The sequence below is a fragment of the Ideonella sp. genome (assembly GCF_041287625.1).
Lineage (GTDB): Bacteria > Pseudomonadota > Gammaproteobacteria > Burkholderiales > Burkholderiaceae_C > Ideonella.
The window spans coordinates 12,964-38,973 of record NZ_JBGGNH010000023.1; the positions used below are offsets into that span (position 1 = coordinate 12,964).

The window sequence follows — 26,010 nt, forward strand, 5'->3', positions numbered from 1 at the left end:
CAAGGACCCGCCATGAAAAAGATGAAGCTCGTGATGATCGGCAACGGCATGGCCGGCGTGCGCACGCTGGAAGAGCTGCTGAAGATCGCCCCGGACCTGTACGACATCACCGTGTTCGGTGCCGAGCCGCATCCGAACTACAACCGCATCCTGCTGTCGCCGGTGCTGGCCGGCGAGCAGACCATCGACGAAATCATCCTGAACCCGCTGTCCTGGTACGCGGAGCATGGCATCACGCTGCACCTGGGCAAGACCGTGGTGGACGTGGACCGCGCGCGCCGCGTGGTCACCGCGGCCGACGGCACGGTCGCCGAATACGACCGGCTGCTGATCACCACCGGCTCGAACCCGTTCATCCTGCCGGTGCCCGGCAAGGACCTGAATGGCGTGATCGCCTACCGCGACATCGCCGACACCAACACGATGATCGAAACCGCCAAGACGCACAAGCATGCGGTCGTCATCGGCGGCGGCCTGCTGGGCCTGGAGGCGGCCAACGGGCTGATGCTGCGCGGCATGTCGGTCACCGTGGTGCACATCAGCAGCTGGCTGATGGAGCGCCAACTGGACACCGTGGCCGGCAAGCTGCTGGAGAAGTCGCTGTCCGACCGGGGCCTGAAGTTCGAGCTGGGCGCGCACACCGCGGCGCTGCTTGGCAATGACGAAGGCCGGGTCCGTGCGGTGCAGTTCAAGGACGGCCGCGAGATCCCGGCCGACCTGGTGGTGATGGCCGCCGGCATCCGCCCCAACACCACGCTTGCCGAAAAGATCGGCCTGCACTGCCAGCGCGGCATCGTCGTCACCGACACCATGCAGACCGTGACCGATGCGCGCATCTACTCGGTCGGCGAGTGCGCCGCCCACCGCGGCATTGCCTATGGCCTGGTGGCGCCGCTGTTCGAGCAGGGCAAGGTCTGCGCCACGCACCTGGCGCACTTCGGCATCGGCCGCTACACCGGCTCGCAGACCAGCACCAAGCTGAAGGTCACAGGCATCGACCTGTTCTCGGCCGGCGACTTCATGGGCGGCGCGGGCTGCGAGGAGATCCTGCTGTCCGACCCGATGGCCGGCATCTACAAGAAGCTGGTGATCAAGGACGACAAGCTGGTGGGCGCCTGCCTGTACGGCGACACGGTGGACGGCAGCTGGTACTTCAAGCTGCTGCGCGAAGGCCGCTCGGTGGCCGACATCCGCGACCGGCTGATGTTCGGTGAAAGCAACATCGGCGACACCGGCCACGAAGGCCACAGCAAGGCCGCGACGATGGCCGACAGCGACGAGGTCTGCGGCTGCAACGGCGTCAACAAGGGCGCCATCTGCAAGGCCATCAAGGACAAGGGCCTGTTCACGCTGGAGGAGGTGCGCAAGCACACCAAGGCCAGCGCTTCGTGCGGCTCCTGCACCGGCCTGGTCGAGCAGCTGATCATGTTCACCGCCGGCGGCGACTATTCGGCCACGCCGAAGAAGAAGGCCATGTGCGGCTGCACCGACCACAGCCACCAGGAAGTGCGTGACGCGATCTTCAAGGACCACCTGACCGGCATCCCGCAGCTCATGCAGCACCTGGGCTGGAAGACGCCCAACGGCTGCGCCAGCTGCCGCCCGGCGCTGAACTACTACCTCATATCGTCCTGGCCCAAGGAGGCCAGGGACGATCCGCAGAGCCGCTTCATCAACGAGCGCTCGCACGCCAACATCCAGAAGGACGGCACCTACTCCGTCATCCCGCGCATGTGGGGCGGCGAGACCACCGCCGACGAGCTGCGCCGCATTGCCGACGCGGTGGACAAGTACAAGATTCCCACCGTGAAGGTCACCGGCGGCCAGCGCATCGACCTGCTGGGCGTGAAGAAGGAAGACTTGGTCAACGTCTGGAAGGACATCGGCATGCCCTCGGGCCACGCCTATGCCAAGGCGCTGCGCACCGTGAAGACCTGCGTCGGCTCCGAGTGGTGCCGCATGGGCACGCAGGACAGCACGCAGATGGGCAAGGACCTGGAACGTGCGATGTGGCGCATGTACGCGCCGCACAAGGTCAAGTTCGCCGTCTCGGGCTGCCCGCGCAACTGCGCCGAGGCAGGCATCAAGGACGTCGGCATCATCGGCGTGGACTCCGGCTGGGAAATGTACGTGGCCGGCAACGGCGGCATCAAGACCGAAGTCGCGCACTTCTTCACCAAGCTGAAGACAGCCGAGGAAGTGCTGGAATACACCGGCGCCTTCATGCAGCTCTACCGCAAGGAAGGCTGGTACCTGGAACGCACCGTGCATTACGTCAGCCGCGTGGGCCTGGATTACGTGAAGAAGAAGATCCTCGACGACGCCGAGGGCCGCAAGGCGCTGTGGGCCGAGCTGCAGTTCGCCCTCGACGGCGAGCCCGACCCGTGGTTCGATTTCGACAAGGCGCGTGTCGACACCCGGCAGTTCCAACCCCTGCAGCCGCAGCTCGCTTCTTCCACCGCCAGCGCCTGAACACGGAGCCCTTCGCCATGACCACCTGGACCCCCATCTGCCGCATTGACGACATCCCCGTGCTGGGCTCGCGCCGCGTGGTGCGTGAAAAAGGCGCCGCCGTGGCGCTGTTCCGCACCGAGGCCAATGAAGTGTTTGCGCTGCTGGACCGCTGCCCGCACAAGGCCGGCCAGCTGTCGCAAGGCATCGTCTTCGGCAGCAGCGTGGCCTGCCCGCTGCACAACTGGACCATCGGCCTGCACGACGGCAAGGCCGCCGCACCGGACGTGGGCTGCACGCCGCGCTTCGCGGTGCGCATCGAAGACGGCGCCGTCAGCCTGAACGCCGACGAACTGGCCACGCTGGGCACCGACCTGCCGCTGCCGGTCGCCGGCCCCTGCCTGCGCCACGCGGCCGCCTGAAAGCCAGCGCCATGGCCCAGACGCGCTCGACTTGTCCGTATTGCGGCGTTGGCTGCGGTGTGCTGATCGAGCATGACGGCGCGCAGATCACCGGTGTCGCCGGCGACCCGGATCACCCGGCCAACTTCGGCCGCCTGTGCACCAAGGGCTCCACGCTGCACCTCACGGCCAGCGCCAGCGTCACCCGCCAGACGCGGCTGCTGCAGCCGCTGCTGCGCGCCGAGCGCGGCAAGCCGGCCACGCCGGTGACCTGGAACACCGCGCTGGACCTGGCGGCCGAGCGGCTCTCGACGATCCACCAGCAGCACGGCGCCGATGCGATCGGCGTCTACATCTCCGGCCAGTTGCTGACCGAGGACTACTACGTCTTCAACAAGCTGGTGAAGGGCCTGCTGGGCAGCAACCACGTCGACACCAACTCGCGCCTGTGCATGAGCAGCGCGGTGGCCGGCTACAAGGCCACGCTGGGCGCAGATGCGCCGCCCTGCAGCTACGAGGACCTGGCACTGGCCGACACGGTCTTCATCGCCGGCAGCAACATGGCCTGGGCGCACCCCATCCTGTTCCGCCGGCTGGAAGACGGCAAGCGCGCCAAGCCTGAGCAGAAATGGATCGTCGCCGACCCGCGCCGCACCGAGACCGCGGCCATGGCCGACCTGCACCTGCCGCTGCTGCCCGGCAGCGACGTGGCGCTGTACCACGGCCTGCTGCACCTGATGCTGTGGGAAGGCTTCACCCAACCGGCCTACATCGCCGCCCACACCGAAGGCTTCGACGCGCTGAAGGCGCGGGTGCGCGACTTCACGCCGCGCGAAACCGCCCGCCTCACCGGCCTGCGCGAGGACGACCTGCTGACCGCCGCACGCTGGTTCGGCGACAGCCCGGCCACCTTGTCGCTCTACTGCCAGGGCCTGAACCAGAGCGCCGACGGCAGCGCCAAGAACGCCGCGCTGATCAACCTGCACCTGGCCAGCGGCCAGATCGGCAAGCCCGGCGCCGGCCCGTTTTCATTGACCGGCCAACCGAATGCGATGGGCGGCCGCGAAGTGGGCGGCCTGGCCAACCTGCTCTCGGCCCACCGTGACCTGGCCAACCCCGATCACCGCGCCGAAGTGGCCAGGCTCTGGGGCGTGCCAGACGTGCCGTCCAAGCCCGGCAAGAGCGCGGTCGAGATGTTCCAGGCCGCGGCCGATGGCGAGATCAAGGCGCTGTGGATTGCCTGCACGAACCCGGCCCAGTCCATGCCGGACCAGGCGACCGTGCGCAGGGCGCTGGAACGCGCCGAGTTCGTGATCCTGCAAGAGGCCTTTGCCACCACCGCCACCGCGCCGTTTGCCGACCTGCTGCTGCCGGCCACGACCTGGGGCGAGAAGGACGGCACGGTGACCAACAGCGAGCGACGCATCAGCCGCGTGCGCGCGGCCATTCCGGCCGCAGGTCAGGCCCGGCACGACTGGCACATTGCCGCTGACATCGCACGCCGCATCGCCACGCGCATCGCGCCGGGCCGCATCGCGATGTTCGACTACGCGACACCTGAAGCGGTCTGGAACGAGCACCGCGAGAGCACGCGCGGCCGCGACCTGGACATCACCGGCCTGAGCTACGCGATGCTGGAAGCGCAAGGCCCGCAGCAGTGGCCGCTGCCCGAGGGCGCCACCCAAGGCCAGGCCCGGCTGTACGAAGACGGCTGTTTCGCCACCGCCAGCGGCAAGGCCAAATTCGCCGACGTGCCGTTCAAGCCGCTGGCGGAACCGCGCGACGCGCAATACCCGTTCAGCCTGTGCACCGGCCGGCTGCGCGACCAGTGGCACGGCATGAGCCGCACCGGCACGCTGGGCCGGCTGTTCGGCCACGACAGCCTGCCGGCGGTGGATCTGGCGCCGGCCGACATGGCACGGCTGAAGCTGGCCGAGGGCGACCTGGTCGAAGTGCGCTCGCGCCGTGGCTCGCTGGTGCTGCCGGCGCGCGGCAGCGACACGGTCCTGCCCACGCAGGCCTTCATCGCCATGCACTGGGGCGAAGAAGTGCTGACCGGCCACGACGCGCAGGGCCGGCCGGTGGCAGGCGTCAATGCGCTGACCACGCCCGCGTATTGCCCCATCTCCAAGCAGCCCGAGCTGAAGCACTGCGCCGTGCACATCGCCAAGGCCCTGGTGCCGTGGCGCCTCACCGCGATGGCCTGGTTGCCGGCCAGCGAAGCTCTGGCGCTGCGCGAGCAGATGCGCCCGCTGCTGCATGCCTTCAGCTGGGCCAGCCTGCTGCCCTTCGGCCGCGAGCCGGACCTGGGCCATGCCACGCTGCCGGAGGGCCGCGTCGGCCTGCTGCTGCGCGCCGGCGCGGCCAAGCCCATGGCCGACACGCTGGCCGCCGTGCTGCGCGACGCGCTGGGCCTGGGTGATCCCGGCGTGCTCGGCTACCAGGACGCCCGCCGCGGCCAGCAGCGTGCGCTGAAGCTGCACCGCGACGAAGCCGGCGCCGAGCGCCTGCTGGCCTTCTGGCTGGCGGGCGACGCAGCCAGCGTCGGCAGCGGTGAAACCTGGCTGCGCAGCCTGCTGGAAGCCGACCAGACCCTGCCCGGCCCCGGCCGTTTGCTGCTGGCCCCCGGCGCCCTGGGCCAGGCCATGGCCGGCGCGGCAGCCGTGCCGCGCAGCCCCCAGGTCTGCACCTGCTTCAATGTCAGCGAACAACAGATCCGCGACGCCCTGCCCACCCTGCCCGGCACCGTGGACGCCCGCGTTGCCCAGCTGCAGGCCACGCTGAAGTGCGGCAGCAACTGCGGCTCCTGCATCCCCACGCTGCGCAAGCTGGTGCAGGCGGTGCCAGCGGCCGTCACGGCCGCGCCGGCGACCTGACGCCACAATGCCGGCATGAGCATCGCCCCCTACCTGAAGGAAATCGGCCGCGGCAAGGACGGCGCGCGGGCGCTGAGCCGCGAGCAGTCTCAGGACCTGATGGCCAGGCTGCTGGACGACCAGATCTCGGACCTGGAAAAAGGCGGCTTTGCGCTGGCGATGCGCATCAAGGGCGAGACCGCCGAAGAGCTGGCGGGTTTCATGGACGCGGTGCTGCCGCGCATGTTGCCGCTCGCCAGCCCCACGCCGGCGGTGCTGCTGCCCTGCTACAACGGCGCGCGCAAGCTGCCGGCCCTGACGCCGCTGCTGGCGCTGCTGCTGGCACGCGAAGGCGTGCCGGTGCTGCTGCACGGCTTCACGCGGGACGCGGCGCGTGTCACCAGCGCCCAGGTACTGGAAGCGCTGGACCTGCCGCCGGTGGACAGCGCCGCGGCGGTGCAGGCGCGCTGGGCCGCGGGCCAGCCGGCCTTCCTGCCGCTGCAGGTGCTGCACCCGTCACTGGCGAAGCTGCTGGCGCTGCGTGCGGTGCTGGGGCTGCGCAACCCGGGCCACACGCTGGCCAAGCTGCTGCCGGCCCTGCCGGGCGCGCTGCGCGTGGTCAACCACACGCACCCGGAATATGCCGACAGCCTGTCCGACTACCTGACGCTCAGCCAGGCCACCGCGATGCTGCTGCGTGGCACCGAAGGTGAGCCGGTGGCCGACCCGCGCCGCCTGCCGGCGCTGAAGTGCTTCGTGCGCGGCCAGCTGGACGACACTTTCAGCCTGGCCGCGCAAGGCGGTTCGCTGCTGCAGGTGCCCACGCTGCCAGCCAGCACCGAAGCCAGTGCCGCGGCCGGCTACATCCGCGCCACGCTGGCCGGCGAGCTGCCGGTGCCCGAGCCCATCCTGCGCCAGCGCGACGCGCTGCTGGCGCTGCGCCAGACCCTTGCGAACTGACCTGCCCCGAGCCACCGCCATGACCGCTTCGCCGATGCTCCACCCTGTCCACCTCGTCGGTGCCGGCCCGGGCGACCCCGAACTGCTGACGCTGAAGGCCGTGCGCGTGCTGCGCCAAGCCACGGTGATTCTGATCGACGACCTGGTCGGCGAGCGGGTGCTCGAAGAAGTGCTGGACGGCTCGGCGCTGGCCAGGCCGCGCATCGTGCACGTGGGCAAGCGCGGCGGCTGTGCGTCGACGCCACAAGCCTTCATCGAGAAGCTGCTGGTACGCGAAGCGCTGGCCGGCGAAAAGGTGGTGCGGCTCAAGGGCGGCGACCCGCTGGTCTTCGGCCGCGCCGGCGAAGAGATCGCCGCACTGCGCGAGGCCGGCGTGCCTGTCGTCGTGGTCAACGGCATCACCGCCGGGCTGGCGGCTGTCAACGCCCTGGGCACCGGCTGGACCGACCGCCGGCACGCGCAAGGCGTGATGCTGGTGACTGGCCATGCGCAGCCAGGTGCCAGCGGGCCGGACTGGGCCGCGATTGGCGCAGCCGCCGCCACCGGCATCACGCTGGTGATCTACATGGGCGTGGCCCAGGCGCCGCAGCTGGTGGCCCAGTTGCTGGCTGCAGGCCTGCCGGCCGAGCTGCCGGCCGGCGTGGTGCAACACGCCAGCACCGATCACCAGCGCTGCGGCCTGAGCACGCTGGGCGGCCTGGTCGAGATGCTGCACAGCCAGCAGTTCGGCAGCCCGGCCGTGCTGGTCATCGGCCACGTGCTGGACGCCGCAGCGCTGCAGGCCTTGCCGCTGGCCGATCCGGCCACGGCATTGCGCACCGGCTGAACGGCCGCGGCCCGACAGCAGGGCGACAACGAAACGGCTGCGCGGCCCCGCGGCGCCGCGCTATGCTCGGCGAGTCCTGGCAAACCCGTAGAAACCGAGTCGATGCGCCTGCTGCTGGTGGAAGACGACCGCATGATTGGCGACAGCCTGCGAGCCGCGCTGCGCCCGGAAGGTTTTGCGGTCGACTGGGTGCGCGACGTGGCCGCGGCCCGCTCGGCGCTGTCCACCGAGCGTTTCGACCTGGTGCTGCTGGACCTGGGCCTGCCGCCGGGTGGGCCGAACAGCGCGCCGGACGGCGCCGGCGCGGCGCCCGGCCAGGACGGCCTGACGCTGCTGCGAGAGCTGCGCCAGCGCGGCGACAGCACGCCGGTCATCGTGCTGACCGCGCGTGACGGCCCGGGCGACCGGGTGCGCGGGCTGGACACCGGCGCCGACGACTACCTGGTCAAGCCCTTCGAGTTCGACGAGCTGCGGGCCCGCATGCGCGCGGTGCAGCGGCGGCACGGCGGCCGCGCGCAGCCGGTGCTGCAGCATGGCGCCATCACGCTGGACCCTGCGGCCCACCAGGTGACCGTGGACGGCCAGCCGGTGCTGCTGTCGGCGCGCGAATACGCGGTATTGGAGGCGCTGATGCAGCGGCCCGGCGCACTGCTCTCTCGCGCGCAGTTGGAAGACCGGCTCTACGGCTGGGGCGAGGAGATCGAGAGCAATGCGGTCTCGGTCTACGTGCACCAGCTGCGGCGCAAGCTGGGCCCGGAGCGCATCGGCAACGTGCGCGGCGTGGGTTATTTCCTCACATGAGTTTTGGCTCGATCCGTTGGCGGCTGATGCTGGCGCTGGTCCTCGTGCTGGCGCTGGCCACTGCGACGACTGCAGGCCTGACCTACCGCGCGGTGCTCGCCGAGACCGAGGCGCTGTTCGACTACCAGCTGAGCCAGATGGCGCTGTCGCTGCGCGACCAGGGCGCGATTGCGCCCGACGAGGCACGCGCGCTGGCCGACGAGCAGCTGGACTTCGTGGTGCAGATCTGGACGGTGGACGGCCGCAGCATCTATGCCTCGCGGCTGCACCCCACGCTGCCGGCGCGCGCCGTCCTGGGCCTGGCCGATGTGAGCGTCAACGGCGAGGTCTGGCGCACCTTTGGCGTGGCTTCCGAGGGCCGGGTGATCCAGGTCGCGCAGCCCGAGCGCATCCGCAGCCGGCTGGCCGCGCAGGCCGCGCTGCACAGCGTGGCCCCGCTGGCCTGGCTGGCGCTGCCGCTGCTGCTGGTGCTGTGGTGGGTGCTGGGCCTGCTGACGCGGCCGCTGCGCAAGCTGGCGGCCGACGTGCAGCAGCGCGACGCAGTGGCCCTCGGCCCGCTGCCCGAGGCCGGGCTGCCAGACGAAGTGCGGCCGCTGGTCAACGCGCTGAATGCCTTGTTGATGCGGCTGGGCGATTCGCTGGCCACGCAGCGCGCGTTTGTGGCCGACGCCGCGCACGAGCTGCGCTCGCCGCTGACCGCGCTGAAGCTGCAGCTGCGCGTGCTGCAGGCCGCGCCCGATGCCGCTTCGCGCGACGAAGCGCTGGCCGCGCTGGCGGCCGGCATCGAACGCGCGGCGCGGCTGGTCGAACAGTTGCTGGCGCTGGCCCGCAGCGAGCCCGGCCCGGCTGGCCATCCCGCGCCGCTGGACCTGGCCGCCGTCGCGCGCGACGCGCTGGCCGACCTGTGGCCGCTCGCACAGGCGCGGCAGATCCGGCTGTCGCTCGAAGCGCCTCAACCGCTGCAGATGGACGGTGACCGCGCCGGCCTGTTCGCGCTGGTGCGCAACCTGGTGGACAACGCGCTGCGCTACGGCCGCGAAGGCGGCCAGGTGATGCTGACGCTGGCGCTGCAAGGCGACGCCAGCGCGCTGCTGACGGTGGACGACGACGGCCCGGGCATCCCGGTCGAAGACCGCGCGCGCGCCTTCGACCGCTTCTGGCGCCGCGACCCTGGCCAGGGCGATGGCGCGGGGCTGGGGCTGGCGATTGCCGCCGCGGTCGCGCGCCGCCACGGCGCGACGATCACGCTGGCCGACTCGCCGCTGGGCGGGCTGCGGGTGCAGGTACGGTTCAGCCTGCAAACGGGCGGCGGCGGCTGAGCCCCGCGGGGCGCTCAGGCGTCAGCGTCTGCCGAGGCCTCGACCGTTGTCGGTTCGTGCACCTCTGCAACCAACGCTCCGACGGAATCTTCGGTGGCTGCTGAGCCTCCGAGCCCGACCATGGACACCACCGGCGGCTGCCGCGCGGCCGTCACCGCATGCAGGCCGACAAAGCGCTCGCCCAGGTCGGCCGCCTGCTGCTCCACCAATCGCCGCTGCGGCCCGCGGTAAACACCAGCCCAGCACAGCACCGGATCGGGCGCCAGCACGTACAGCCGCTGCACCTCGCTGCCCGGCCCCAGATAACGGTCCTGAGACAACAGCAAATCCCGCCCGGCACCGGCAAAACTGCGCAACGTCGTCAGGTCCTTTTCCACTTCTGGCGCGCCGCGCGGCAAATACCGCAGCATCACCACGCCAATCAACTGGCCCGCATGGCAGATGGCCAGGTCCGGCACCCGCAAACGCCCTTGCTGGCCGACAAACGCCGGCTCGACGTAAATGCGCCGCTGCATGTCACGGGCTTTGAAACCCGCCATCAGCGCGTGGCCGAAATACAGCTGCAGCCCGCGCTCGGAGTCGATCATCTGATCGGCATAGGCCTCGGCCATCACCCGCTGCCAAGCCTCAGCCAGGCATTGCTTCAGCAAGCTTCTGCTCATCGTGGAAACTCCTGCAGCAGGCCAGGCCGCCGCGTGAAAGGGGTTTTGCTGAACTGCCGGAATTGTCCCCTCCGGCTTCAACACAGGGGGCGCGCACTTACCCGGACCCGACATTGCCAAGGGTTATCGGGTGCGGCCAGTTGGCCCGTTTGGCAGATTTTGCCGAACCCGCGGGCGGATTCGAAAAATCCCAGGGCCCTAATCTTCGCCTAACCCAGCGCTAACGCTGCCCTCATTCCCCTTCATCACAGTGCACACCAAGCGGCCGAAAGCCGCAGTGTCCTGTGTCATCACGAAGGAGCCCATTTCCATGAGTAGCAACAGCAAGCAAGCCGGCCGGGTGTCGACCTTGTCGACGGTGGTCGTCACCGCCGGGGTCACGGCCGCCGTCGTCGCGGCGGGCAGCGCCGGGGCGATCGATTTCAAGAGCCTGTTCGGTGCCGACAAGGCGCAACAGCAGCAACAGTCCCAGCAGGTGGCCAGCGCGGCACCGGTGAATGGCGGGGCCGTCGCGGGCGCCGCGCTGGTGCCGGCGGCGCCGATCGCGCCGCTGCCGCCGGGCGCGGTGCCGGACTACCGCGCCATCGTCAAGCAGGCCGGCCCGGCGGTGGTGGGCGTGACGGTGGCCGGCGAGCGCAAGCCCGATGCGGACGACGAAGCCGCCGACATCGAAAACGACCCGTTCTTCCAGTTCTTCCGCGGCATGCCCGGCATGCAGCGCGGCCAGCGCATGCGCCCGCAGGCCAAGGTGCCGTTCAAGGGCCTGGGCTCGGGCTTCGTGATCTCGGCCGACGGCCTGATCCTGACCAACGCCCACGTGGTGCGCGACGCCAAGGACGTCACCGTCAAGCTCAGCGACCACCGCGAGTACAAGGCCAAGGTGCTGGGCGCCGACCCGGTGACCGACATCGCGGTGCTGCGCATCGAAGCGAAGAACCTGCCGGTGGTGCGCCTGGGCAACTCTGATGATCTCGAAGTGGGCGACCGGGTGCTGGCGATTGGCGCACCCTACGGGCTGGAGCAGACGGCCACGCAAGGCATCGTCTCCGCCAAAGGCCGCTCGCTGCCGAATGACGCGGTGGTGCCGTTCATCCAGACCGACGCCGCGGTCAACCCCGGCAACTCCGGCGGCCCGCTGTTTGACGGCGTGGGCTCGGTGGTGGGCATCAACGCGCAGATCTACTCGCAGAGCGGTGGCTTCCAGGGCGTGAGCTTCGCGATCCCGATCAACGTCGCGCTGAAGGTCAAGGACCAGATCGTGGCCACCGGCGAGGCCCGCCACGGCCGGCTGGGCGTGGCTGTGCAGGAAGTCAATCAGGCGCTGGCCGAATCCTTCGGCATGGGCAAGCCCGAAGGCGCGCTGGTGGCCAAGGTCGACAAGGGAAGCGCCGCCGCGAAGGCCGGGCTGCAGGCCGGCGACGTGATCACCGCGGTCGATGGCCGGCCGGTGCGCGAATCGGGCACCTTGCCCAGCCTGATCGGCCTCGCGGCGCCTGGCGACAAGGTGGTGCTGACCGTCTGGCGCGAAGGCAAGCAGCACACGCTGGAGGCCAAGCTGGACGGCGTGCCGTCCGAGCACGGCCTGCAGGCCAAGGCCGGCAACGGCGAGGCCGACGGCCCGCAACTCGGCCTGGCGCTGCGCGACCTGAACAAGGCCGAGAAGCGTGAAGCGGGCGTGGCCCAAGGCCTGCTGATCGAGGACACCGAAGGCGCCGCGGCGCGCGCCGGCATCCAGGCCGGCGACGTGCTGCTGGCCGTCAACGGCCGCCCGGTGCAGACCATGGACGACGTGCGCGCGGTGTTGAAGCAGCACCCGAAGCAGGTTGCCTTGCTGGTCAAGCGCGACGGCGACACCTTGTTCGTGCCGGTGCCGTTGGGCTGAAGATGGGGCACCCGGCCTCGCGGATGCGCGAGGCCACCCGCCGGGCGGGTCACGCAGGCCACTTGGGACGGCCCGGCGCTGGCCCGCGTGGTGGGGCGCCCGGCCTCGCCGGCTCACCCTGGCAGAATGCGACCGCCCGATGTTGGGCGTGAGATCTCTTGGAAAATCGATGAACCGTCAGGAACTGATCGAACTGGTTGCGACACAGCATGGCCTGAGCAAGGCCGAAGCCGGCAGGGTGCTGGCGACGCTGCTGGACGCGGTCGTCAACACCGTCAAGAAGGGCGGCACCGTGACACTGCCGGGTTTCGGCTCGTTCAAGCAGACCGCCCGCGCCGCACGCACCGGCCGCAACCCGGCCACCGGCGACAAGCTGAAGATCGCCGCCATGAAGCTGCCGAAGTTCACCGCGGGCTCGGCTTTCAAGGCCGCCGTGGACCCGAAGGCCGCAGCACGCAAGGCGGCCAAGGCTGCCGCCGCCGTGCCGGCCAAGAAGGCCGCAGTGAAGGCCGCCGCCAAGGCGCCAGCCAAGAAGGCTGCTGCCAAGAAGAAGGCCTGATCGAAGCCCATTCCGGGCTCGTTCAGAAAGGCCTGCCGGCAAATCTGGCAGGCCTTTTTTGTGGTCAAAGCGCGAGCTGCTTCAGCGCCTCGCCAGCCTCGGGGCGATCGGGCTGCAGCTGGGCCAGCTCGCTCAGCAGCGCGCGTGCCGCTGGCGGGTCGCTGGGCGCCAGCGCGGTGGCCATGCGCAGCAGCGGCATGTAGGCGGGCCGGAAGTCCGGGCTGGTGTGCAGCACGGCCAGCAGCGGCGCCTGGACCTGGGCCAGCATTTCGCGGGCGTTGCGGGCGGGGCGCACGTCGCGGCCGGCGGCGATGAACTGGCGGCGGGCCTGGCCATAAGCTGCAAGGCGCTGCAGCCAGGCGGCGTCGGCCGTGATCACTTGCGCGGGCTGCACCGAGACCTCGGCCAGCAGCGCCAGCAGGCGGTCGCGCGGCAGCGAGTCGGGCGCGTAGGTGACGCGCGGCGCGAGGTAGGCGACGACGGGGTGGTCGTCGGTGTTGGCCGGCGCGTCGGCGGCGAAGCGCTGCAGCGCAGCGGTGTCGGCGACGAAGCTGCCGAGCAGCGCGAAGTCGTCATCCAGCCCAAAGGCGGCCAGGCCGCGCGGGCCGGCGGCGCGGACCAGGCTGGCGTGCAGCACCGCAGCGTCGAAGCGGCCATCATCGGCCCGGCCGACCAGGCCCAGCACCGGCGTTTCGAGGCTGTCGCTGGCCAGGATGGCGCTGGCTTGCGGGTAGGCCAGCACGAAGGACTGCACGATGCTGCGCAGCGTCGCCAGGTCCAGCTGGTGCAGCGGCAGCCATTGGCAGAACACGCCACCGGCCGCGAGCCGGGCGCGCACGGCCTGGAAATGCTCCACCGTATAAAGCGAGCCCGAGCCGCTGCGCGCGGGGTGGAAGTTGTCGGAGACGATCACGTCGTAGCGCGTGTCCTCGGCGCGCACGAAGCGGCGGGCGTCGGCCGCCACCGCATGCAGGCGCGGCGCGTCGACGAACAGGCGGGACGCGGCAATGACCTCGGGCAGCAGCTCGGCCACGTCGACCTGCAGCTGCGGGTCTTCGGCGGCGACCGACGAGGTGACGCCGGTTCCCATGCCGAGGAACAGCGCGTGCTGCGGTGCCGGGTGCAGCAGCAGCGGCAGCAAGGCCTGGCGCCCGTCCACCAGCCGCGTGGCGCTGCTGCCTTCCTGCTGGCGGTTGTTGATGCGCAGCCGCGAGACGCCTTGCGCGTCTTCGACCACGCTGACCGCGGCCATCGCGCCTTCCTGGTAGCTGACCAGCCTGGCGCCTTCAGGCAGCTCGACGAAGGCCAGCGGCGGCGCCAGCACGGCGACTGCAAGCACCGCCGCCGCCGGGGCCCAGCTGCCAGCCCGCCAGCGTGCGCCACCACTCCGCAGCAGCAGGTAGCCGGCGGCCACCAGCAGCAGGCCGCCCTTGGGACCGACCAGCGGCACCAGCAAGACGCCAAACAGCAGCGGGGCCAACGCCGCGCCCAGGGTGTTGACGCCCAGTGCACGGCCCAGGCTCAGGCCGCGAGCCATCGCGCGCCTGCTCAGCTCGCTGAACAAGGCGCCCATCACCAGCGTGGGCAGGCCAAAGGCGAGCAGTGCCAGCAAGGCTTCTGCACCCAGCGCTGCGGCCATGCCGCCGCCGGTGGTGGCCAGCCAGCCGTCCCGCACCCGCTCTGCCGCCCAAAGGCTGCCGGTGCCCAGCAGGCAGGCCAGCGACAGAGCACTGAGCAGGCGGTTCGTCAGGTCCTCGTCGTCGCCCGGGCCAGGCTTTCGCAACCGGGCAAGCAGCGCTGCGCCAAGCGAGGTGCCGACCAGGTAGACCGCCAGCAGCAACGCAAAGGTGTAGACCGTGTCTTCGGTGACCTGGCTCAGCACGCGCACCACCAGCACTTCGTAGCCCAGGCCCAGCAGGCCGGTGAGCGCAAGGCGCAGCATCGGGCCGGCGATCTCACCGGCGGCCGGGCTGGCTTGCGCGGGCGGGGTTTCGGCCGGGAAGGCCCGCCATGCAATGCCGGCGCAGAACAGGTTCAATACCACGCAGCAGGCCGCGGTGCGCGCCAGGCCCAGCGCCGGCAGCAGCCAGAACGCGGTGGCCAGCACGCCGACGACGGCGCCCAGCGTGTTGCTGGCGTACAGCGCCGCGAGCGCGCGGCCGGGCTGTGCGGCACCCAGCAGTTGCTGGCCGACACGCTCCATCGCCGGCAGCGTCGCGCCCATGGCTGCAGTGGCCGGCAACAGCAAGAGGAACATGCCGCCAAACGCGACCGTCCATTGCCACGCGGCACTGGGCTGCGGGCCGGTGATGGCCAGCAGCGCGCCGCTGACGGCCGGCATCAGCCCGATCAACAACGTGCCCCAGCCACCGATCAAGGCCTCGCAGGCGGCGTACCAGCGCGCCGGCCGTGGGCTGCGTGCAATGCGCGGGCCCATCAGCAGCGCGCCCAGCGCCAGCCCGCCGAAAAATGCCGCCACCACCGCCAGCACCGCGGCCGACTCATGGCCCAGCCACAGCGCGCCCTGCTGCGCCCAGACGACCTGGTAGCCCAGGCCGGCAAAGCCGGAGGCCAGCATCAGGCCATGCGCGGCCCACACGCGTTTCGCCGCCATCGCTTCAGCCGGAGAACCCGATGGTGTAGCCCCACGAATCCAGCCGCGCCGGGATGGCGTTGAAGGCCAGCGTGATGCGCTGCTCGCCCTGGTTGGGCGGCACGGCGTGCATCAGGTAGCTGGGGAACAGCACCAGGTCACCAGGCTCGGGTGGCGGACTGATCCACTTGTCGGCGTTGTAGGGGCCGGTGACGACGCCGGCATGGTCGTTCTTGAACGAGAAGTCGGTGCCGCCGGGTGCCTTGATGAACACGGTGCGCGCGCTGGGGTGGGTTGGCGTGAGGTAAACCACGCCGGAGATGAAGCTGTTGGCATGGTTATGCATGGCCTGCTGGCCGCCCTGCTCCAGCACGTTGACCCACATCTCCTTGAGCGCCCAGGGCAGACGCTGGCCAAACAGCAGCGCACCGAACTCGGACAGCTGCGGCGTGAGCAGGCCCGCCACGTCGACCAGCAGCGGGCTGTCGCTGGGGCGCAGCATGCTGGTGTGCGACAGCAGCGCCGAGCCGTTGTTCTGCTGCTGCGCCTGTGCCGAGAAATGCGCGACCAGCGCGGCCACCAGGGCCGGCGGCAGCGCGCCGGGCACGCGCATGAAGGGCGTGGCGAACAAGCCGTGGATTTCACTTGCCATGGCCGTGCCTCAACCGAAGATCGCTGCCACGCGCAGCCAGGACCAGTAGGCCGCGATGCTGCCGATCATGTACAGCACGACGGTGCGCGCCTTGGCCAGCTGCGGCCAGCGGCTGCACAGCTTCCACAGCAGCATCGCCACGCCCACCGTCATCAGCTGGCCGATTTCAACGCCGACGTTGAAGGTCAGCAGCGCCACCGGCAGGTGGTTCTCGGGCAGGCCGATTTCCTTCAGCGCGCCGGCGAAACCCAGGCCATGCACCAGGCCAAACAGGAAGGCCACCAGCGCCGGCCAGCGCCGCGCCAGCGTCTCGCGCTTGTGCAGCGCCTCGCCGGCCACCAGCACGATGGACAGTGCGATCGTCGCCTCGACTGGCGGCGGGCGCAGCGTCAGGAGGCCCAGCGCGCTGAGCGCCAGCGTCAGGCTGTGGGCGGCGGTGAACGCGGTGATGGTCCAGACCAGGCGGCGCTGGAAGCCGACCAGCAGCAGCAGGCTGATGACAAACAGCAGGTGGTCCACACCGGTCAGGATGTGCTCGATGCCCAGCACCGTGTAGGCGCTGGCGACCTCGTGCCAGCTGCGGCCATCGTCCGCCGCGCCGTAGAGGTGCACCGAGGGCTGGCCGGCGGTCAGTGTGTAGACCCGCGCGTCGCCATTGAGCCAGTAGACCTTGACCAGTGCGGCCGAGTAGCGATCGCCCACGCCGGTGATGGACAGCGTGCCGGTCAGGCCGGCCTCGCCGCAGTGCAGCACGTTTTCCTCGGCCTGGCAGCCTTCGGGCCAGACGGGGGTCAGGTCATCGCTCGCGGCGCGCTTCTCGGCGGCGGCCCACATCCAGTAGAACTCGCCGTGCGAGACTTCGCGCAGCTGCATCTCGGCCATGCTGAGCTCGTGCGCGCCAGCAACCGGGCCGAGCGCCAGCAGCAGCGCAGCCAACAAGCCGCGCAGCATCACATTCAGGGACCTCATTTCGCATCCTCGTAGCGGATGTTGTACTTCTTGGCCAGCAGCTGCACCGCGGCGCTGCGCTGCTCGGACAGCGTGGCATCGGTCCAGTCCTGCTGCACCACCGGGCGCAACACCTCGAACTGCGCCGGCTTGGCCGGGCTCACGGCCTCCAGCCGCACGGCGCGCCAGCCGTCGCGCGTTTTCTCGGCGCGCCATTCACCCATCGGCGCAGTTTCCAGCGCCTTGGCAAACTCTTCGCCGTAGCTCAGCACCAGGTTCTGGTGCGGCCGGCCCTTGAAGACGCGCAGGCCCGCCTTGGCATCGCCTGGCGTGCCGGCATTGAGCTGGGCGACAAAGGCGCGCACGGCGGCCTCGGCGCTGTCGCCGTCCAGCGCGGCTTCCTGGAAGTCGAAGCGGGCCGGTTCGTCGTATTTCACGCGGTGCGACTCGAAGAACTTCTTCAGCGTTTCGTCGTCGGCCGGCGGCAGCTTGGTGTTGGCGTCCACCACGCTGAGGGCCTTGAAGATCACGCGATCGCGGATCGCGCTGTCGCCACGGTCGACCTGCAGTGCCAGGCCTTCGCGGTACAGCACCTCGTTGTCCAGCCAGACCTTGCGCAGCGCGGTCAGTTCCTCGGCATTGGGCTCGCGGTTGCGCGAGGCCTTGAAGATCTCGATGGCTTCCTTGTCGACCGCGGCACCGACGACGATGGTGTGCGGGTCGTCACTGCGGCTGACCAGCAGGTGGTCGGCACCGAACAGCAGCGCACCCAGCAGCAGGAAGTGCAGCAGCGGCTCGCGGGTCCAGTTGGGCAGGCCGGCGCGGGGCGGCTTCGCAGGCGTGGAGGAAGGCATGGCGGCAGCGTCAGCGGACAGGGACAGCGGAGAAGACATGAGCGTATCTCGGAGCAACGACAACAACGGAAAAAGGCGCCGCGCGAAATTCGCGCGGCGCCGTGCGGCGGTTATGAAACAGCGACCGCAGGGACGGATCGACCAGTCGGCTTACTTGACGCCGGCGACCTTCACCGAACCGTTCACTTCAACGTAGACCGGGTTGCTGTAGAACCACAGGTCGGACCAGGCGGCCACGTCGTACGACACCATCTTCTGGCCGTTGACCACCGCCAGGTGGTTCGGGCAGCCGTTGATCGTGCCGTTGGCAGCCGTCCAGCTCACGCCGTTTTCAGGCACGTTGGTACCGGCGACCGTGCAGGGGATGCGCAGCTTGGTCGAGTCGTTGGCGTTGGTGAACAGGTCCGACAGCGGGTTGCCGCTGGCATCGGTCTCGTAAGGCGTGGCGGCCGGCAGGTTGCTGCCGCGCAGACGCACGTATTGCGAGGCGACCACCGCCGGCAGGCGGTAGGACATGCGCAGGTAGGTGGTGCCGTCGGTCGTGGAGACGATCGAGTTCCAGCCCTTGGCGGCGCTGAAGGTCTTGACGATGGCTGCCGAGGTGTTCTTCGCAGCAGCCGGCACGACCGCCAGGTCAGCCGTCACGCCATCGGCGCTCAGCCAGGCGGTGTTGCGCGGCCATTCGCCCGAGTAGTCGGCAGCGCCCGGCGTCTTGTAGCCCGAGACCATGCCGCGGATCAGGTCCACATGGTCCAGCACCGGCTTGTTGATCGGCTGGTTCATGCCGACTTGCGCCAGCGACGGGTTGGCGAAGCTGTAAGGCGCGAAGTTGGTCCCGGCCGGATCGCGCACCGAGACACCGATGACCACGTCGTCACCCGCGTCCACCACCAGCTTCTCGCCCATCGAGACGCAGTTGGTGTGGTTCACGACGCTGCCCTTTTCGGCACCGGCGTAAGCGTAGTTGCGGACTTGCGAATCGGACAGGTAGGCCGAGGCGTTGGACTTGCAGACCACCAGGCCCAGGCGGTCGATCAGCTGGCCGTCCACCGCGAAGCTGTTGCCGGTGCGCAGGCCGTCGACGATGGTTTGCGGGCGCAGCTTGTCCTGCCCATTGCGGACCATCACGAAGTCGCGCTGGTATTCGCCGGGGTAGAAGTCTTGCGACGAGCGGCGGTCATCCGGGCCGAAGATGCCGCGGTTGTGCCAGTCGGAGCTGGAGAAGAACCAGTAGTTGCGGCCTTCGCCCAGCAGCGCGTCCCACACGCCGCCGATCACGCCACCGTAGACGCCGGTGCCGCCGTAGGTCGTGCCGCCCACCGAGTCGACCTTGCCGGTCGGGAAGGTGTTGCGCAGGACCTGGTATTCACCGCGGTTGTTCGCAGCGCCGTGGCCCGGGTGGGTCTCGAAGCCGAAGGCGATGTTCGGGGCTGCGTTGTTGAAGTCACGCAGGTGTTCGATGTTGAAGCCGTTGTTGCCGTCCGGATTGAACGGGCCGGCGCGCTCCAGGTGGGCCGGCACGTAGTAGCTGGCGTTGCCGTGGTTCTGGGCCATCCACTTCAGGGCCTCGACCGTCTTGGCGTGGCCGGTGTTGCCGGAGCCGGTGCCGCTGGCGGGGATCAGCTTGTGCGCGGTGGCGTTCCAGCTCGGGTCGGCGGCGTTCAGGCTGCCGGCGACCGAGCAGTCCCAGTTGTTGCCGGTGGCGGTGCCGGTGGTGTTGCCGCGGCTGGTGTCGGTGTCGCCACGGTCGAAGCAGTAGGACCACTGGGCCAGCGCGTTGGCATTGCCAACCGCCTTGTAGCCCGGGCCGGTCGGCAGCGTGACCTTGTCCAGCTTCTTGGGCATCTGGCCGGTGACGACGGACATCGAGCTGTGCTCGTGGCCGGCAACCACCGATTCCATGCCGATGAACAGCGGCACGTTCTTCTGGGCCGAGAGGTATTCCAGCAGCGGGTACTGGTATTCCTGGATCGACTGCCAGCGCCACATGTTGCCGTTGCCACCCACGCCGCCGCCGTCGCCCTTGATGGCGGCCGCGCCGATGGAGTTGGTCCACGTCGTCGTCGGGCCCTGGCCTTCGACGAACGGGTAGGCCGGGGTGCTCAGCGTGGCGTCTTCGACCAGCGTGCAGTTGCGGTTGCCGTTGCCGCCGTGGCCGGCTTGCACGAACCAGTCGAGGCCGAAGGTGCCGTCGGTCTTGTCGGTCACCTTGCTGACCAGCTTCTGCATCGAGATCGTGCCGTCCGAGCAGGTGGTGTGGTTGTGAAAGTCGCCAGTGACGTACTTGCCGGAAGGCGAAGACGCGGCCTGGACGGCCGTGGGAGCGGTGATGGCAGCGGTGCTGCCGATCGCGGCGATGGCAGCCAGCGCAAGCGGGCTCAGGCCAGTTCGGAACTTCATGAAGCTACTCCTGATCGTTGTGTTTGGGACGCGTTGCATCCCGTGGGTGGGCCTGGTTCGGCCAGTGAAGGTCGCCAGGCACCCGAAAAAAGGCACTGCGGCGAAGTGCGCATGGTCGTCACATGAGGTGACATCCTCGTGACTGCCGTGCACCAATCACTTGATGGACTGGTTGCGGGTGTAGGACACGTCGATGTCGGCATCGACAACACCGGCCTTCTCGAAGTGCAGCGTCAGCGGGTATTCGCGGCCCAGGCCCAGCGGCTGCTTCAGGCCCAGCAGGCGGATGTAGGTGGTGTCCTCGTGCAGCACCAGGACCTGGCCACGCCGGATCGGCAGGTCGATGCCGGAGGGCCCGGCACCGACGCCGCCGAGCTCGGCCGAGGTGGCCAGTGGCGAGGTCACGCCGATCAGCCTGTCGTCCTGCACCACCTCGTCCAGCGTCATGCCGACGATGACGCTGGTGTCGCCAGCGAGCGTCTCACGCGCGTAGGGCTTGTAGACCCGCAGGCTGCTGCAGAAGAACTCGCAGGCCCGCGCGGCAGGCAAGATCGAAACCAGGCCCAGCGCGCCAGCGGCACGCAGCAACTGCCTGCGCGAGGCGCGCAGGCTCAAGAAAGTGGCATCCATGGCGCGAACCGTAGCGACCACGCATGACAAGCGGACGACATCCACCCGGCAACGGCGCCAAAACCCGTTCATCCCCCTAGTTACAAAACCCCACAGGACTGAACGTCTCGTTAACGTCGGCGGGTCTGCTGCGCGGTGGCCCGACCCGGGCCGCACTCGGCGCGTCCATGTTCGTTTTTGTGGAGTTTGGGTCATGAGCTTTTTCCCCAGGACTGTCCGGCTGACGCAGCTGATGCTGCTGTCGGGCGTGATGTCGGCTTCATTCGCGGCCACCAGCCCGAGCGCATCCCGCAGCTACATCGTGCTGTTGAAGGAGGCCCCGGCGGCCAGCTACCGCGGTGGCGTGGCAGGTTTTGCCGCCACCCAGGTGCCCGAAGGCCAGAAGCTGAACGCCCGCGCCGCGGCCGTGCAGGCCTACCGCACCCACCTGGCCGGTGAACAACAGAAGCTGATCAGCTCGCTGGGCCCGGTCAAGCTGCTGCACCGCTACAACGTCGCCTTCAACGGCTTCTCGGCCGTGCTGACCGAAGCGCAAGCCAAGAAGCTGCGCGCCAACAGCGCCGTCTCCAGCGTGCTGGCCGACCAGCGGCGTGAAGCCACCACCATCACCACCCCCCTGTTCCTCGGCCTGGACGGCCCTGGCGGCGTCTGGACCAAGAAGGTCCAGGGCGTGCTGGAGAAGGGCGAGAACGTCATCGTCGCGGTGGTGGACTCCGGCATCCAGCCCGAGAACCCGGCCTTCTACGACCATGTGGACGCCAACGGCACCCCCGTGAAGACCGGCGGCACGCTGGCCTACCCGCCGCTGCCGGCCGGCCAGTACACCGGCACCTGCACCACCGGCCCGGGCTTCAGCGCCGACTCCTGCAACAACAAGCTGCTCGGCGCGCAGGTCTTCAGCGCGGGCTACCAGCAGGCGGTGGCCCAGGGCGGGGTCACGCCTTTCTCCTACAACTTTTACGCCGTGCCGCGCGACGAAGTCGGCCATGGTTCGCACACGCTGTCGACCGCGGGCGGCAATGCCAATGCGCCGGCCTACACCTCGGCCGGCATCTACGTCGGCACCACCAGCGGCATGGCGCCGCGCGCCCGCGTGGCGACCTACAAGGCCTTGTTCGGCACCATCGCGGCGGACGGTTCGCTGGGTGGCAACGGCTACAACAGCGACCTGGTCGCGGCCATCGACCAGGCGGTGGCCGACGGCGTGGACGTCATCAACTACTCGATCAGCGGCTCGCAGACCGACCTGCTGGACCCAGTCGAAGTGGCCTTCCTGAATGCCACGGCGGCCGGCGTGTTCGTCGCCGCGTCGGCCGGCAACAGCGGCCCGGGCAACAAGGTCGCCCACAACAGCCCATGGCTGACCACGGTGGCCGCATCCACCCATGACCGCCAGTTCATCGCCGACCTGTCGCTGGGCAATGGCACCGGCCCGTACACCGGCGCTTCATTCGACCCGGCCGCGCTGCCGTCGGCCAGCATGGTGCTGTCGAGCGACATCCCGGCCGCAGGCGTGCCGGTGGCCAATGCCAACCTCTGCTACCTGAACTCGCTGGACACAACCAAGGCCGTCGGCAAGATCGTCGTCTGCGACCGCGGCACCAATGCCCGCGTCGAGAAGAGCCAGGAAGTCGCGCGTGTCGGCGGTGTCGGCATGGTGCTGATCAACCCGACGTCCAACACCGTCGTGGCCGACTTCCACAGCGTGCCGACGGTGCACCTGGACGCGCCTTCGCGCACCGCCGTGCGCAACTACGTGACGAGCAGCGGCGCCAGCGCCACCGGCGCCATCAGCGCGCGCTACCAGGCGCCCAACGTGGTCGCCCCGATCATGGCCTCGTTCTCGTCGCGCGGCCCGAACCTGGCCGAGCTGTCGGTGATGAAGCCCGAGATCACCGCGCCTGGCGTGGACGTGATCGCCTCGGTCACCTACGCGCAGCAAAGCCAGGCCGACCATGACGCGATCCTGGCCGGCACGCTGGTGCCATCGCCGGTGGTCGAGTCGTACCAGGGCACCTCGATGTCCTCGCCGCACATTGCCGGCATTGCCGCACTGATCAAGCAGGCCCATCCAAACTGGCCGCCAGCCCAGATCAAGTCGGCGATGGTCACCAGCACCACCGGCGTCAAGCTCGCCAGCGGCGCGGCTGATCCCGACGCCAACGGCTATGGCGCTGGCCACGTGAACCCGCGTGGCGCTGCGGACCCCGGCCTGGTCTACCCGATCAACCCGGCCGACTACCTGAGCTTCCTCTGCGGTGCCAACTGGCTCGCGGCAGATGATGCGAACTGCCTCGCCGTGGGCAGCGCCGCGCCGAGCAACCTGAACCTGCCGACGGTCGCGGCCGATGTGCCGGGCACCCTGACGATCAAGCGGCACGTGCGCAACGTCGGCACTGGCCCGGCCATCTACTCGGCCACTGCGACGGTGCCCGGCTTCATCGCCACCGTCACGCCGCCCACGCTGAGCCTGGCCAAGAACGAGGTGGCCGCCTTCACGCTGACGCTGAAGAGCAACGGCGCGGCGCTGAACACCGGCGTGTTCGGCAGCCTGAGCTGGACCGATGGTTCGCACGTCGTCACCAGCCCCGTGCTGGCGCGGGCGCGCGCGCTGTCGGCCCCGGCGGTGCTGTCCAGCACCTCGGCCAGCGGTTCGAGCAAGTTCAAGGTCACCTATGGCTTCGACGGCGCCACCAGCGCGCTGGTCACCGGCCTGAAGCCGGCCACCCGCACCGCCGGCACGGTGGCGCTGAACACCCAGGTCTGCTTCAACATCAGCGTGCCGGCCGACGCGCTGGTGGTGCGCGCAGCGCTGTACAACGCCGACACCTCCGGCAACGGCGGCGACGACCTGGACATGACGCTGCTCAACCCGTCCGGCACCACCGTCGCCACCAGCGGCGGCGCCACGGCCGACGAACTGGTCAGCGTCACCGCCCCGGTCGCCGGCACGTACAAGGCCTGCGTGCAGGGCTACAACCCGGTCGGCGGCAGCAGCAACTTCACGCTGTCCTCTTGGGTGCTGTCGGCTGCCGATGCCGGTGGCAGCCTGGCCGTGACCGGCCTGCCCACCACCGTCGCGGTGGCTGACCAGGCCTCGGTCAAGGCCAGCTGGTCCGGCCTGGCCAACCTGCGCTACCTCGGTGGCATCCGCTACGCCAAGGGCGACGGCTCGACGGTTGGCACCACGCTGCTGACCGTCGAGCCCAATGCGCCCAGCCTGACGCTGGGCGCCAGCGACATGAGCGCCCGCAAGGCGCGCATCGCCGCGGCACGCTGAAACCCGCATCGGCGCTCCAGCGCTCGCTGCCAAAGGCAGGCCCGAAAGGGCCTGCCTTTTTTCATGCGCGGCGCCGTTTCGCGGTCAGGGCACACAATGCGGCAGCCCCGCAAGGGCTTGCCCTGCCTACCTGAACCCTGATGCCTGACCGATGAAAGCCCCGAAGCGCCTGCAATCCCTGATCGACGAAGGGCTGGTCGACAGCGTGCTGCGCCAGCTGATGAGCGGCAAGGAAGCCGCCGTCTATGTCGTGCGCTGCGGCGACGACACCCGCTGCGCCAAGGTCTACAAGGCCGCCACCGAACGCAGCTTCCGCCAGGCGGTGGACTACACCGAGAACCGCAAGGTCAAGAACACCCGCCAGGCCCGCGCGATGGCCAAGGGCACGCGCTTTGGCCGCGAGGCCGCCGAGGCGGCCTGGCAAAGCGCCGAGGTGGACGCGCTGTACCGCCTGGCCGCCGCCGGCGTGCGCGTGCCGCGGCCCTACAACTTCCTCGACGGCGTGCTGCTGATGGAACTGGTGGCCGACGCCAATGGCGACGCCGCGCCGCGCCTGAACGACGTGCAGTTCACACCCGAAGACGCGCTGCGCCACCATGCCACGCTGCTGCGCGAGGTGGTGCGCATGCTGTGCGCGGGTGTCGTGCACGGCGACCTGTCCGAATTCAACATCCTGCTGGCCGAAGATGGGCCGGTCATCATCGACCTGCCGCAGGCCGTGGACGCCGCCGGCAACAACCACGCCCAGCGCATGCTGCTGCGCGACGTGGAGAACCTGCGCAACTTCTTCGGCCAGTTCGCGCCCGCGCTGCTCACCACCAATCACGGCGCCGAGATGTGGGACCTCTACACCCGCGGCCTGCTGCACCCGGACACGCCGCTCAGCGGCGAGTTCAAGTCCAGGCAAGGCCCGGTGGACCTGGGCAGCGTGCTGCGCGAGATCGACGACGCACGCGACGAAGAACACGCCCGGCAACTGCGCCAGCAAGAGGCTGGCTGATCACGCTGCCGCCCGGCCGCTCAGGCTGGTAACGGCGTGTCGGCAGCGGCCGCCAACAAGGTGATGAAGCGCTGCAGCGCCTGCGTGGGCTGCTTGTCGCGGTGGGTCACCCAGTGGCACTGGCGGCGCAGCGGCGGCAGCGGCGTGCGCAGCTGGACCAGGCGGCCGGCGGCCAGCGCGTCGGCCACCAGCCAGCGCGACAGGCAGGCCACGCCCAGCCCTTCGATTGCGGCCTGGCGGATCGCCTCCGAGCTGCCCAACGCAATGCTGCGGCGGTAGCCGCGCAAATGCGGCAACAAGGCCTGGTCCATCGCCTCGCGCGTGCCCGAGCCGGGTTCGCGCAGCAGCCACACGCAGTCGCGCAAGGCCTTCAGCGCCAGCCTGGCCTCGGTGCCAGGCGCCGCCACCAGCACCAGCTCGTCGGTCAGCCAGGGCTGCACCTGCAGCGCGGGTTCGTGGCATGGCCCTTCGATGAGCCCGATGTCCAGCTCGAAAACCGCCACCGCTGCGCAGACCTGCGCGGTGTTGCCCACCATGACCTCGGCCTGCCAATGCGCCGCCTGCTGCGGCACCTCGCCGTAGAAGCGCTTCAGCAGCCCCGGCAGCAACTGGCTGCCCAGCGTGGTGCTGGCACCGATGCGCAGCGCCTGCAGCTGCGCGTCGGGGTTGCGTGCCATCTGCTCCACACCGGCCGCGCCATCCAGCAGCCCCAACGCCCGCGGCAACAGCGCCCGCCCGTTGTCGTTCAACAAGAGACGCTTGCCAGCCCGGTCGAACAACTTCAGCCCCAGCAACCGCTCCAGCTCATTGACCGCCGCGCTGGTGGCCGATTGCGAGAGCGCGATCACTTCGCCGGCCGCGCTGGTGCTGCCGGCCTGGGCCACGGCGACAAAGATCTGCAGCTGGCGCAGCGTGAGGCGGAGGATGTTCATGGCGA

General features: G+C 69.7%; 19 protein-coding genes. 11 read left to right on the forward strand and 8 right to left on the reverse strand.

The window, feature by feature from the left end; genetic code table 11:
* The first annotated feature begins 12 nt into the window (after window positions 1-12).
* The 7 genes from nirB (at window position 13) to ACAH41_RS09045 (ending at window position 9,613) form a co-directional block, all read left to right on the forward strand.
* Entirely contained in the window at window positions 13-2,472 is a 2,460-nt protein-coding gene (gene nirB / locus ACAH41_RS09015) for a nitrite reductase large subunit NirB (protein ID WP_325656570.1), read from the forward strand.
* Window positions 2,473-2,489: 17 nt separating this feature from the next.
* Window positions 2,490-2,873: a nitrite reductase small subunit NirD gene (gene nirD, locus ACAH41_RS09020; protein ID WP_325656568.1), complete on the forward strand. Its 384-nt coding sequence runs from the start codon at window positions 2,490-2,492 to the stop codon at window positions 2,871-2,873.
* 11 nt (window positions 2,874-2,884) lie between these two features.
* Complete coding sequence (locus tag ACAH41_RS09025) at window positions 2,885-5,728, forward strand: molybdopterin-dependent oxidoreductase (protein WP_325656566.1); 2,844 nt, start codon at window positions 2,885-2,887, stop codon at window positions 5,726-5,728.
* 15 nt (window positions 5,729-5,743) lie between these two features.
* Window positions 5,744-6,667, forward strand: coding sequence for a DNA-binding protein YbiB (gene ybiB / locus ACAH41_RS09030; RefSeq protein ID WP_325656564.1), 924 nt, complete (start codon window positions 5,744-5,746; stop codon window positions 6,665-6,667).
* A 19-nt stretch (window positions 6,668-6,686) separates the two neighbouring features.
* Window positions 6,687-7,493 carry a uroporphyrinogen-III C-methyltransferase gene (gene cobA, locus ACAH41_RS09035; RefSeq protein ID WP_325656562.1) on the forward strand — a complete coding sequence of 269 codons (807 nt, stop codon included), beginning with the start codon at window positions 6,687-6,689 and terminating at the stop codon, window positions 7,491-7,493.
* Between the two features lie 102 nt (window positions 7,494-7,595).
* Entirely contained in the window at window positions 7,596-8,294 is a 699-nt protein-coding gene (locus tag ACAH41_RS09040) for a response regulator (protein WP_325656560.1), read from the forward strand.
* Window positions 8,291-9,613 carry an ATP-binding protein gene (locus tag ACAH41_RS09045; protein WP_325656558.1) on the forward strand — a complete coding sequence of 441 codons (1,323 nt, stop codon included), beginning with the start codon at window positions 8,291-8,293 and terminating at the stop codon, window positions 9,611-9,613. Before ACAH41_RS09040 ends, ACAH41_RS09045 begins: the two co-directional genes overlap by 4 nt.
* Before the next feature lie 14 nt (window positions 9,614-9,627).
* Here ACAH41_RS09045 and ACAH41_RS09050 read toward each other — a convergent pair whose 3' ends face one another.
* Window positions 9,628-10,224 (reverse strand): hypothetical protein, encoded by a 597-nt coding sequence (locus tag ACAH41_RS09050; protein WP_325656556.1) that lies wholly within the window; start codon window positions 10,222-10,224, stop codon window positions 9,628-9,630.
* A 361-nt stretch (window positions 10,225-10,585) separates the two neighbouring features.
* Here ACAH41_RS09050 and ACAH41_RS09055 point away from each other — a divergent pair, with 361 nt between their 5' ends.
* Both ACAH41_RS09055 and ACAH41_RS09060 read left to right on the forward strand, forming a co-directional pair.
* Window positions 10,586-12,157: a DegQ family serine endoprotease gene (locus ACAH41_RS09055; RefSeq protein ID WP_325656555.1), complete on the forward strand. Its 1,572-nt coding sequence runs from the start codon at window positions 10,586-10,588 to the stop codon at window positions 12,155-12,157.
* A gap of 169 nt (window positions 12,158-12,326) precedes the next feature.
* Window positions 12,327-12,716, forward strand: coding sequence for an HU family DNA-binding protein (locus ACAH41_RS09060; RefSeq protein WP_325656554.1), 390 nt, complete (start codon window positions 12,327-12,329; stop codon window positions 12,714-12,716).
* A gap of 64 nt (window positions 12,717-12,780) precedes the next feature.
* Here ACAH41_RS09060 and ACAH41_RS09065 read toward each other — a convergent pair whose 3' ends face one another.
* The 6 genes from ACAH41_RS09065 to ACAH41_RS09090 form a co-directional block, all read right to left on the reverse strand.
* Window positions 12,781-15,330, reverse strand: coding sequence for a fused MFS/spermidine synthase (locus ACAH41_RS09065; RefSeq protein ID WP_325656552.1), 2,550 nt, complete (start codon window positions 15,328-15,330; stop codon window positions 12,781-12,783).
* 4 nt (window positions 15,331-15,334) lie between these two features.
* Window positions 15,335-15,961 carry a putative 2OG-Fe(II) oxygenase gene (locus tag ACAH41_RS09070; RefSeq protein ID WP_325656549.1) on the reverse strand — a complete coding sequence of 209 codons (627 nt, stop codon included), beginning with the start codon at window positions 15,959-15,961 and terminating at the stop codon, window positions 15,335-15,337.
* Between the two features lie 9 nt (window positions 15,962-15,970).
* Window positions 15,971-16,930, reverse strand: coding sequence for a HupE/UreJ family protein (locus tag ACAH41_RS09075; protein WP_325656547.1), 960 nt, complete (start codon window positions 16,928-16,930; stop codon window positions 15,971-15,973).
* Window positions 16,927-17,763, reverse strand: coding sequence for a peptidylprolyl isomerase (locus ACAH41_RS09080; protein ID WP_325656545.1), 837 nt, complete (start codon window positions 17,761-17,763; stop codon window positions 16,927-16,929). Before ACAH41_RS09080 ends, ACAH41_RS09075 begins: the two co-directional genes overlap by 4 nt.
* Window positions 17,764-17,913: 150 nt before the next feature.
* Entirely contained in the window at window positions 17,914-20,163 is a 2,250-nt protein-coding gene (locus ACAH41_RS09085) for a hypothetical protein (protein ID WP_325656544.1), read from the reverse strand.
* Window positions 20,164-20,319: 156 nt separating this feature from the next.
* The gene (locus tag ACAH41_RS09090) at window positions 20,320-20,793 is read right to left on the reverse strand and encodes a copper chaperone PCu(A)C (RefSeq protein WP_325656542.1); all 474 of its coding nucleotides are present in this window, start codon (window positions 20,791-20,793) and stop codon (window positions 20,320-20,322) included.
* Between the two features lie 193 nt (window positions 20,794-20,986).
* On the opposite strand from ACAH41_RS09090, the gene ACAH41_RS09095 reads away from it, so the two are divergent.
* Both ACAH41_RS09095 and ACAH41_RS09100 read left to right on the forward strand, forming a co-directional pair.
* Window positions 20,987-24,073, forward strand: a complete 3,087-nt coding sequence (locus ACAH41_RS09095) for a S8 family serine peptidase (RefSeq protein WP_325656540.1) — start codon at window positions 20,987-20,989, stop codon at window positions 24,071-24,073.
* A gap of 151 nt (window positions 24,074-24,224) precedes the next feature.
* The gene (locus tag ACAH41_RS09100; RefSeq protein ID WP_325656538.1) at window positions 24,225-25,073 is read left to right on the forward strand and encodes a PA4780 family RIO1-like protein kinase; all 849 of its coding nucleotides are present in this window, start codon (window positions 24,225-24,227) and stop codon (window positions 25,071-25,073) included.
* Between the two features lie 20 nt (window positions 25,074-25,093).
* Here the strand turns inward: ACAH41_RS09100 and ACAH41_RS09105 are convergent, their stop codons facing one another.
* Window positions 25,094-26,005 carry a LysR family transcriptional regulator gene (locus ACAH41_RS09105; RefSeq protein WP_325656536.1) on the reverse strand — a complete coding sequence of 304 codons (912 nt, stop codon included), beginning with the start codon at window positions 26,003-26,005 and terminating at the stop codon, window positions 25,094-25,096.
* Between the last annotated feature and the right edge of the window lie 5 nt (window positions 26,006-26,010).

Coding starts and splice junctions, on each gene's coding strand:
- ACAH41_RS09075 (WP_325656547.1), bottom strand. CDS start 16,930: ATGAGGTCCCTGAATGTGATGCTGCGCGGCTTGTTGGCTGCGCTGCTG.
- ACAH41_RS09080 (WP_325656545.1), bottom strand. CDS start 17,763: ATGCCTTCCTCCACGCCTGCGAAGCCGCCCCGCGCCGGCCTGCCCAAC.
- ACAH41_RS09095 (WP_325656540.1), top strand. CDS start 20,987: ATGAGCTTTTTCCCCAGGACTGTCCGGCTGACGCAGCTGATGCTGCTG.
- ACAH41_RS09070 (WP_325656549.1), bottom strand. CDS start 15,961: ATGGCAAGTGAAATCCACGGCTTGTTCGCCACGCCCTTCATGCGCGTG.
- nirB (WP_325656570.1), top strand. CDS start 13: ATGAAAAAGATGAAGCTCGTGATGATCGGCAACGGCATGGCCGGCGTG.
- ACAH41_RS09060 (WP_325656554.1), top strand. CDS start 12,327: ATGAACCGTCAGGAACTGATCGAACTGGTTGCGACACAGCATGGCCTG.
- ACAH41_RS09100 (WP_325656538.1), top strand. CDS start 24,225: ATGAAAGCCCCGAAGCGCCTGCAATCCCTGATCGACGAAGGGCTGGTC.
- ACAH41_RS09045 (WP_325656558.1), top strand. CDS start 8,291: ATGAGTTTTGGCTCGATCCGTTGGCGGCTGATGCTGGCGCTGGTCCTC.
- nirD (WP_325656568.1), top strand. CDS start 2,490: ATGACCACCTGGACCCCCATCTGCCGCATTGACGACATCCCCGTGCTG.
- ACAH41_RS09105 (WP_325656536.1), bottom strand. CDS start 26,005: ATGAACATCCTCCGCCTCACGCTGCGCCAGCTGCAGATCTTTGTCGCC.
- ACAH41_RS09055 (WP_325656555.1), top strand. CDS start 10,586: ATGAGTAGCAACAGCAAGCAAGCCGGCCGGGTGTCGACCTTGTCGACG.
- ACAH41_RS09085 (WP_325656544.1), bottom strand. CDS start 20,163: ATGAAGTTCCGAACTGGCCTGAGCCCGCTTGCGCTGGCTGCCATCGCC.
- ACAH41_RS09025 (WP_325656566.1), top strand. CDS start 2,885: ATGGCCCAGACGCGCTCGACTTGTCCGTATTGCGGCGTTGGCTGCGGT.
- ACAH41_RS09065 (WP_325656552.1), bottom strand. CDS start 15,330: ATGGCGGCGAAACGCGTGTGGGCCGCGCATGGCCTGATGCTGGCCTCC.
- ACAH41_RS09090 (WP_325656542.1), bottom strand. CDS start 20,793: ATGGATGCCACTTTCTTGAGCCTGCGCGCCTCGCGCAGGCAGTTGCTG.
- ACAH41_RS09050 (WP_325656556.1), bottom strand. CDS start 10,224: ATGGCCGAGGCCTATGCCGATCAGATGATCGACTCCGAGCGCGGGCTG.
- cobA (WP_325656562.1), top strand. CDS start 6,687: ATGACCGCTTCGCCGATGCTCCACCCTGTCCACCTCGTCGGTGCCGGC.
- ybiB (WP_325656564.1), top strand. CDS start 5,744: ATGAGCATCGCCCCCTACCTGAAGGAAATCGGCCGCGGCAAGGACGGC.
- ACAH41_RS09040 (WP_325656560.1), top strand. CDS start 7,596: ATGCGCCTGCTGCTGGTGGAAGACGACCGCATGATTGGCGACAGCCTG.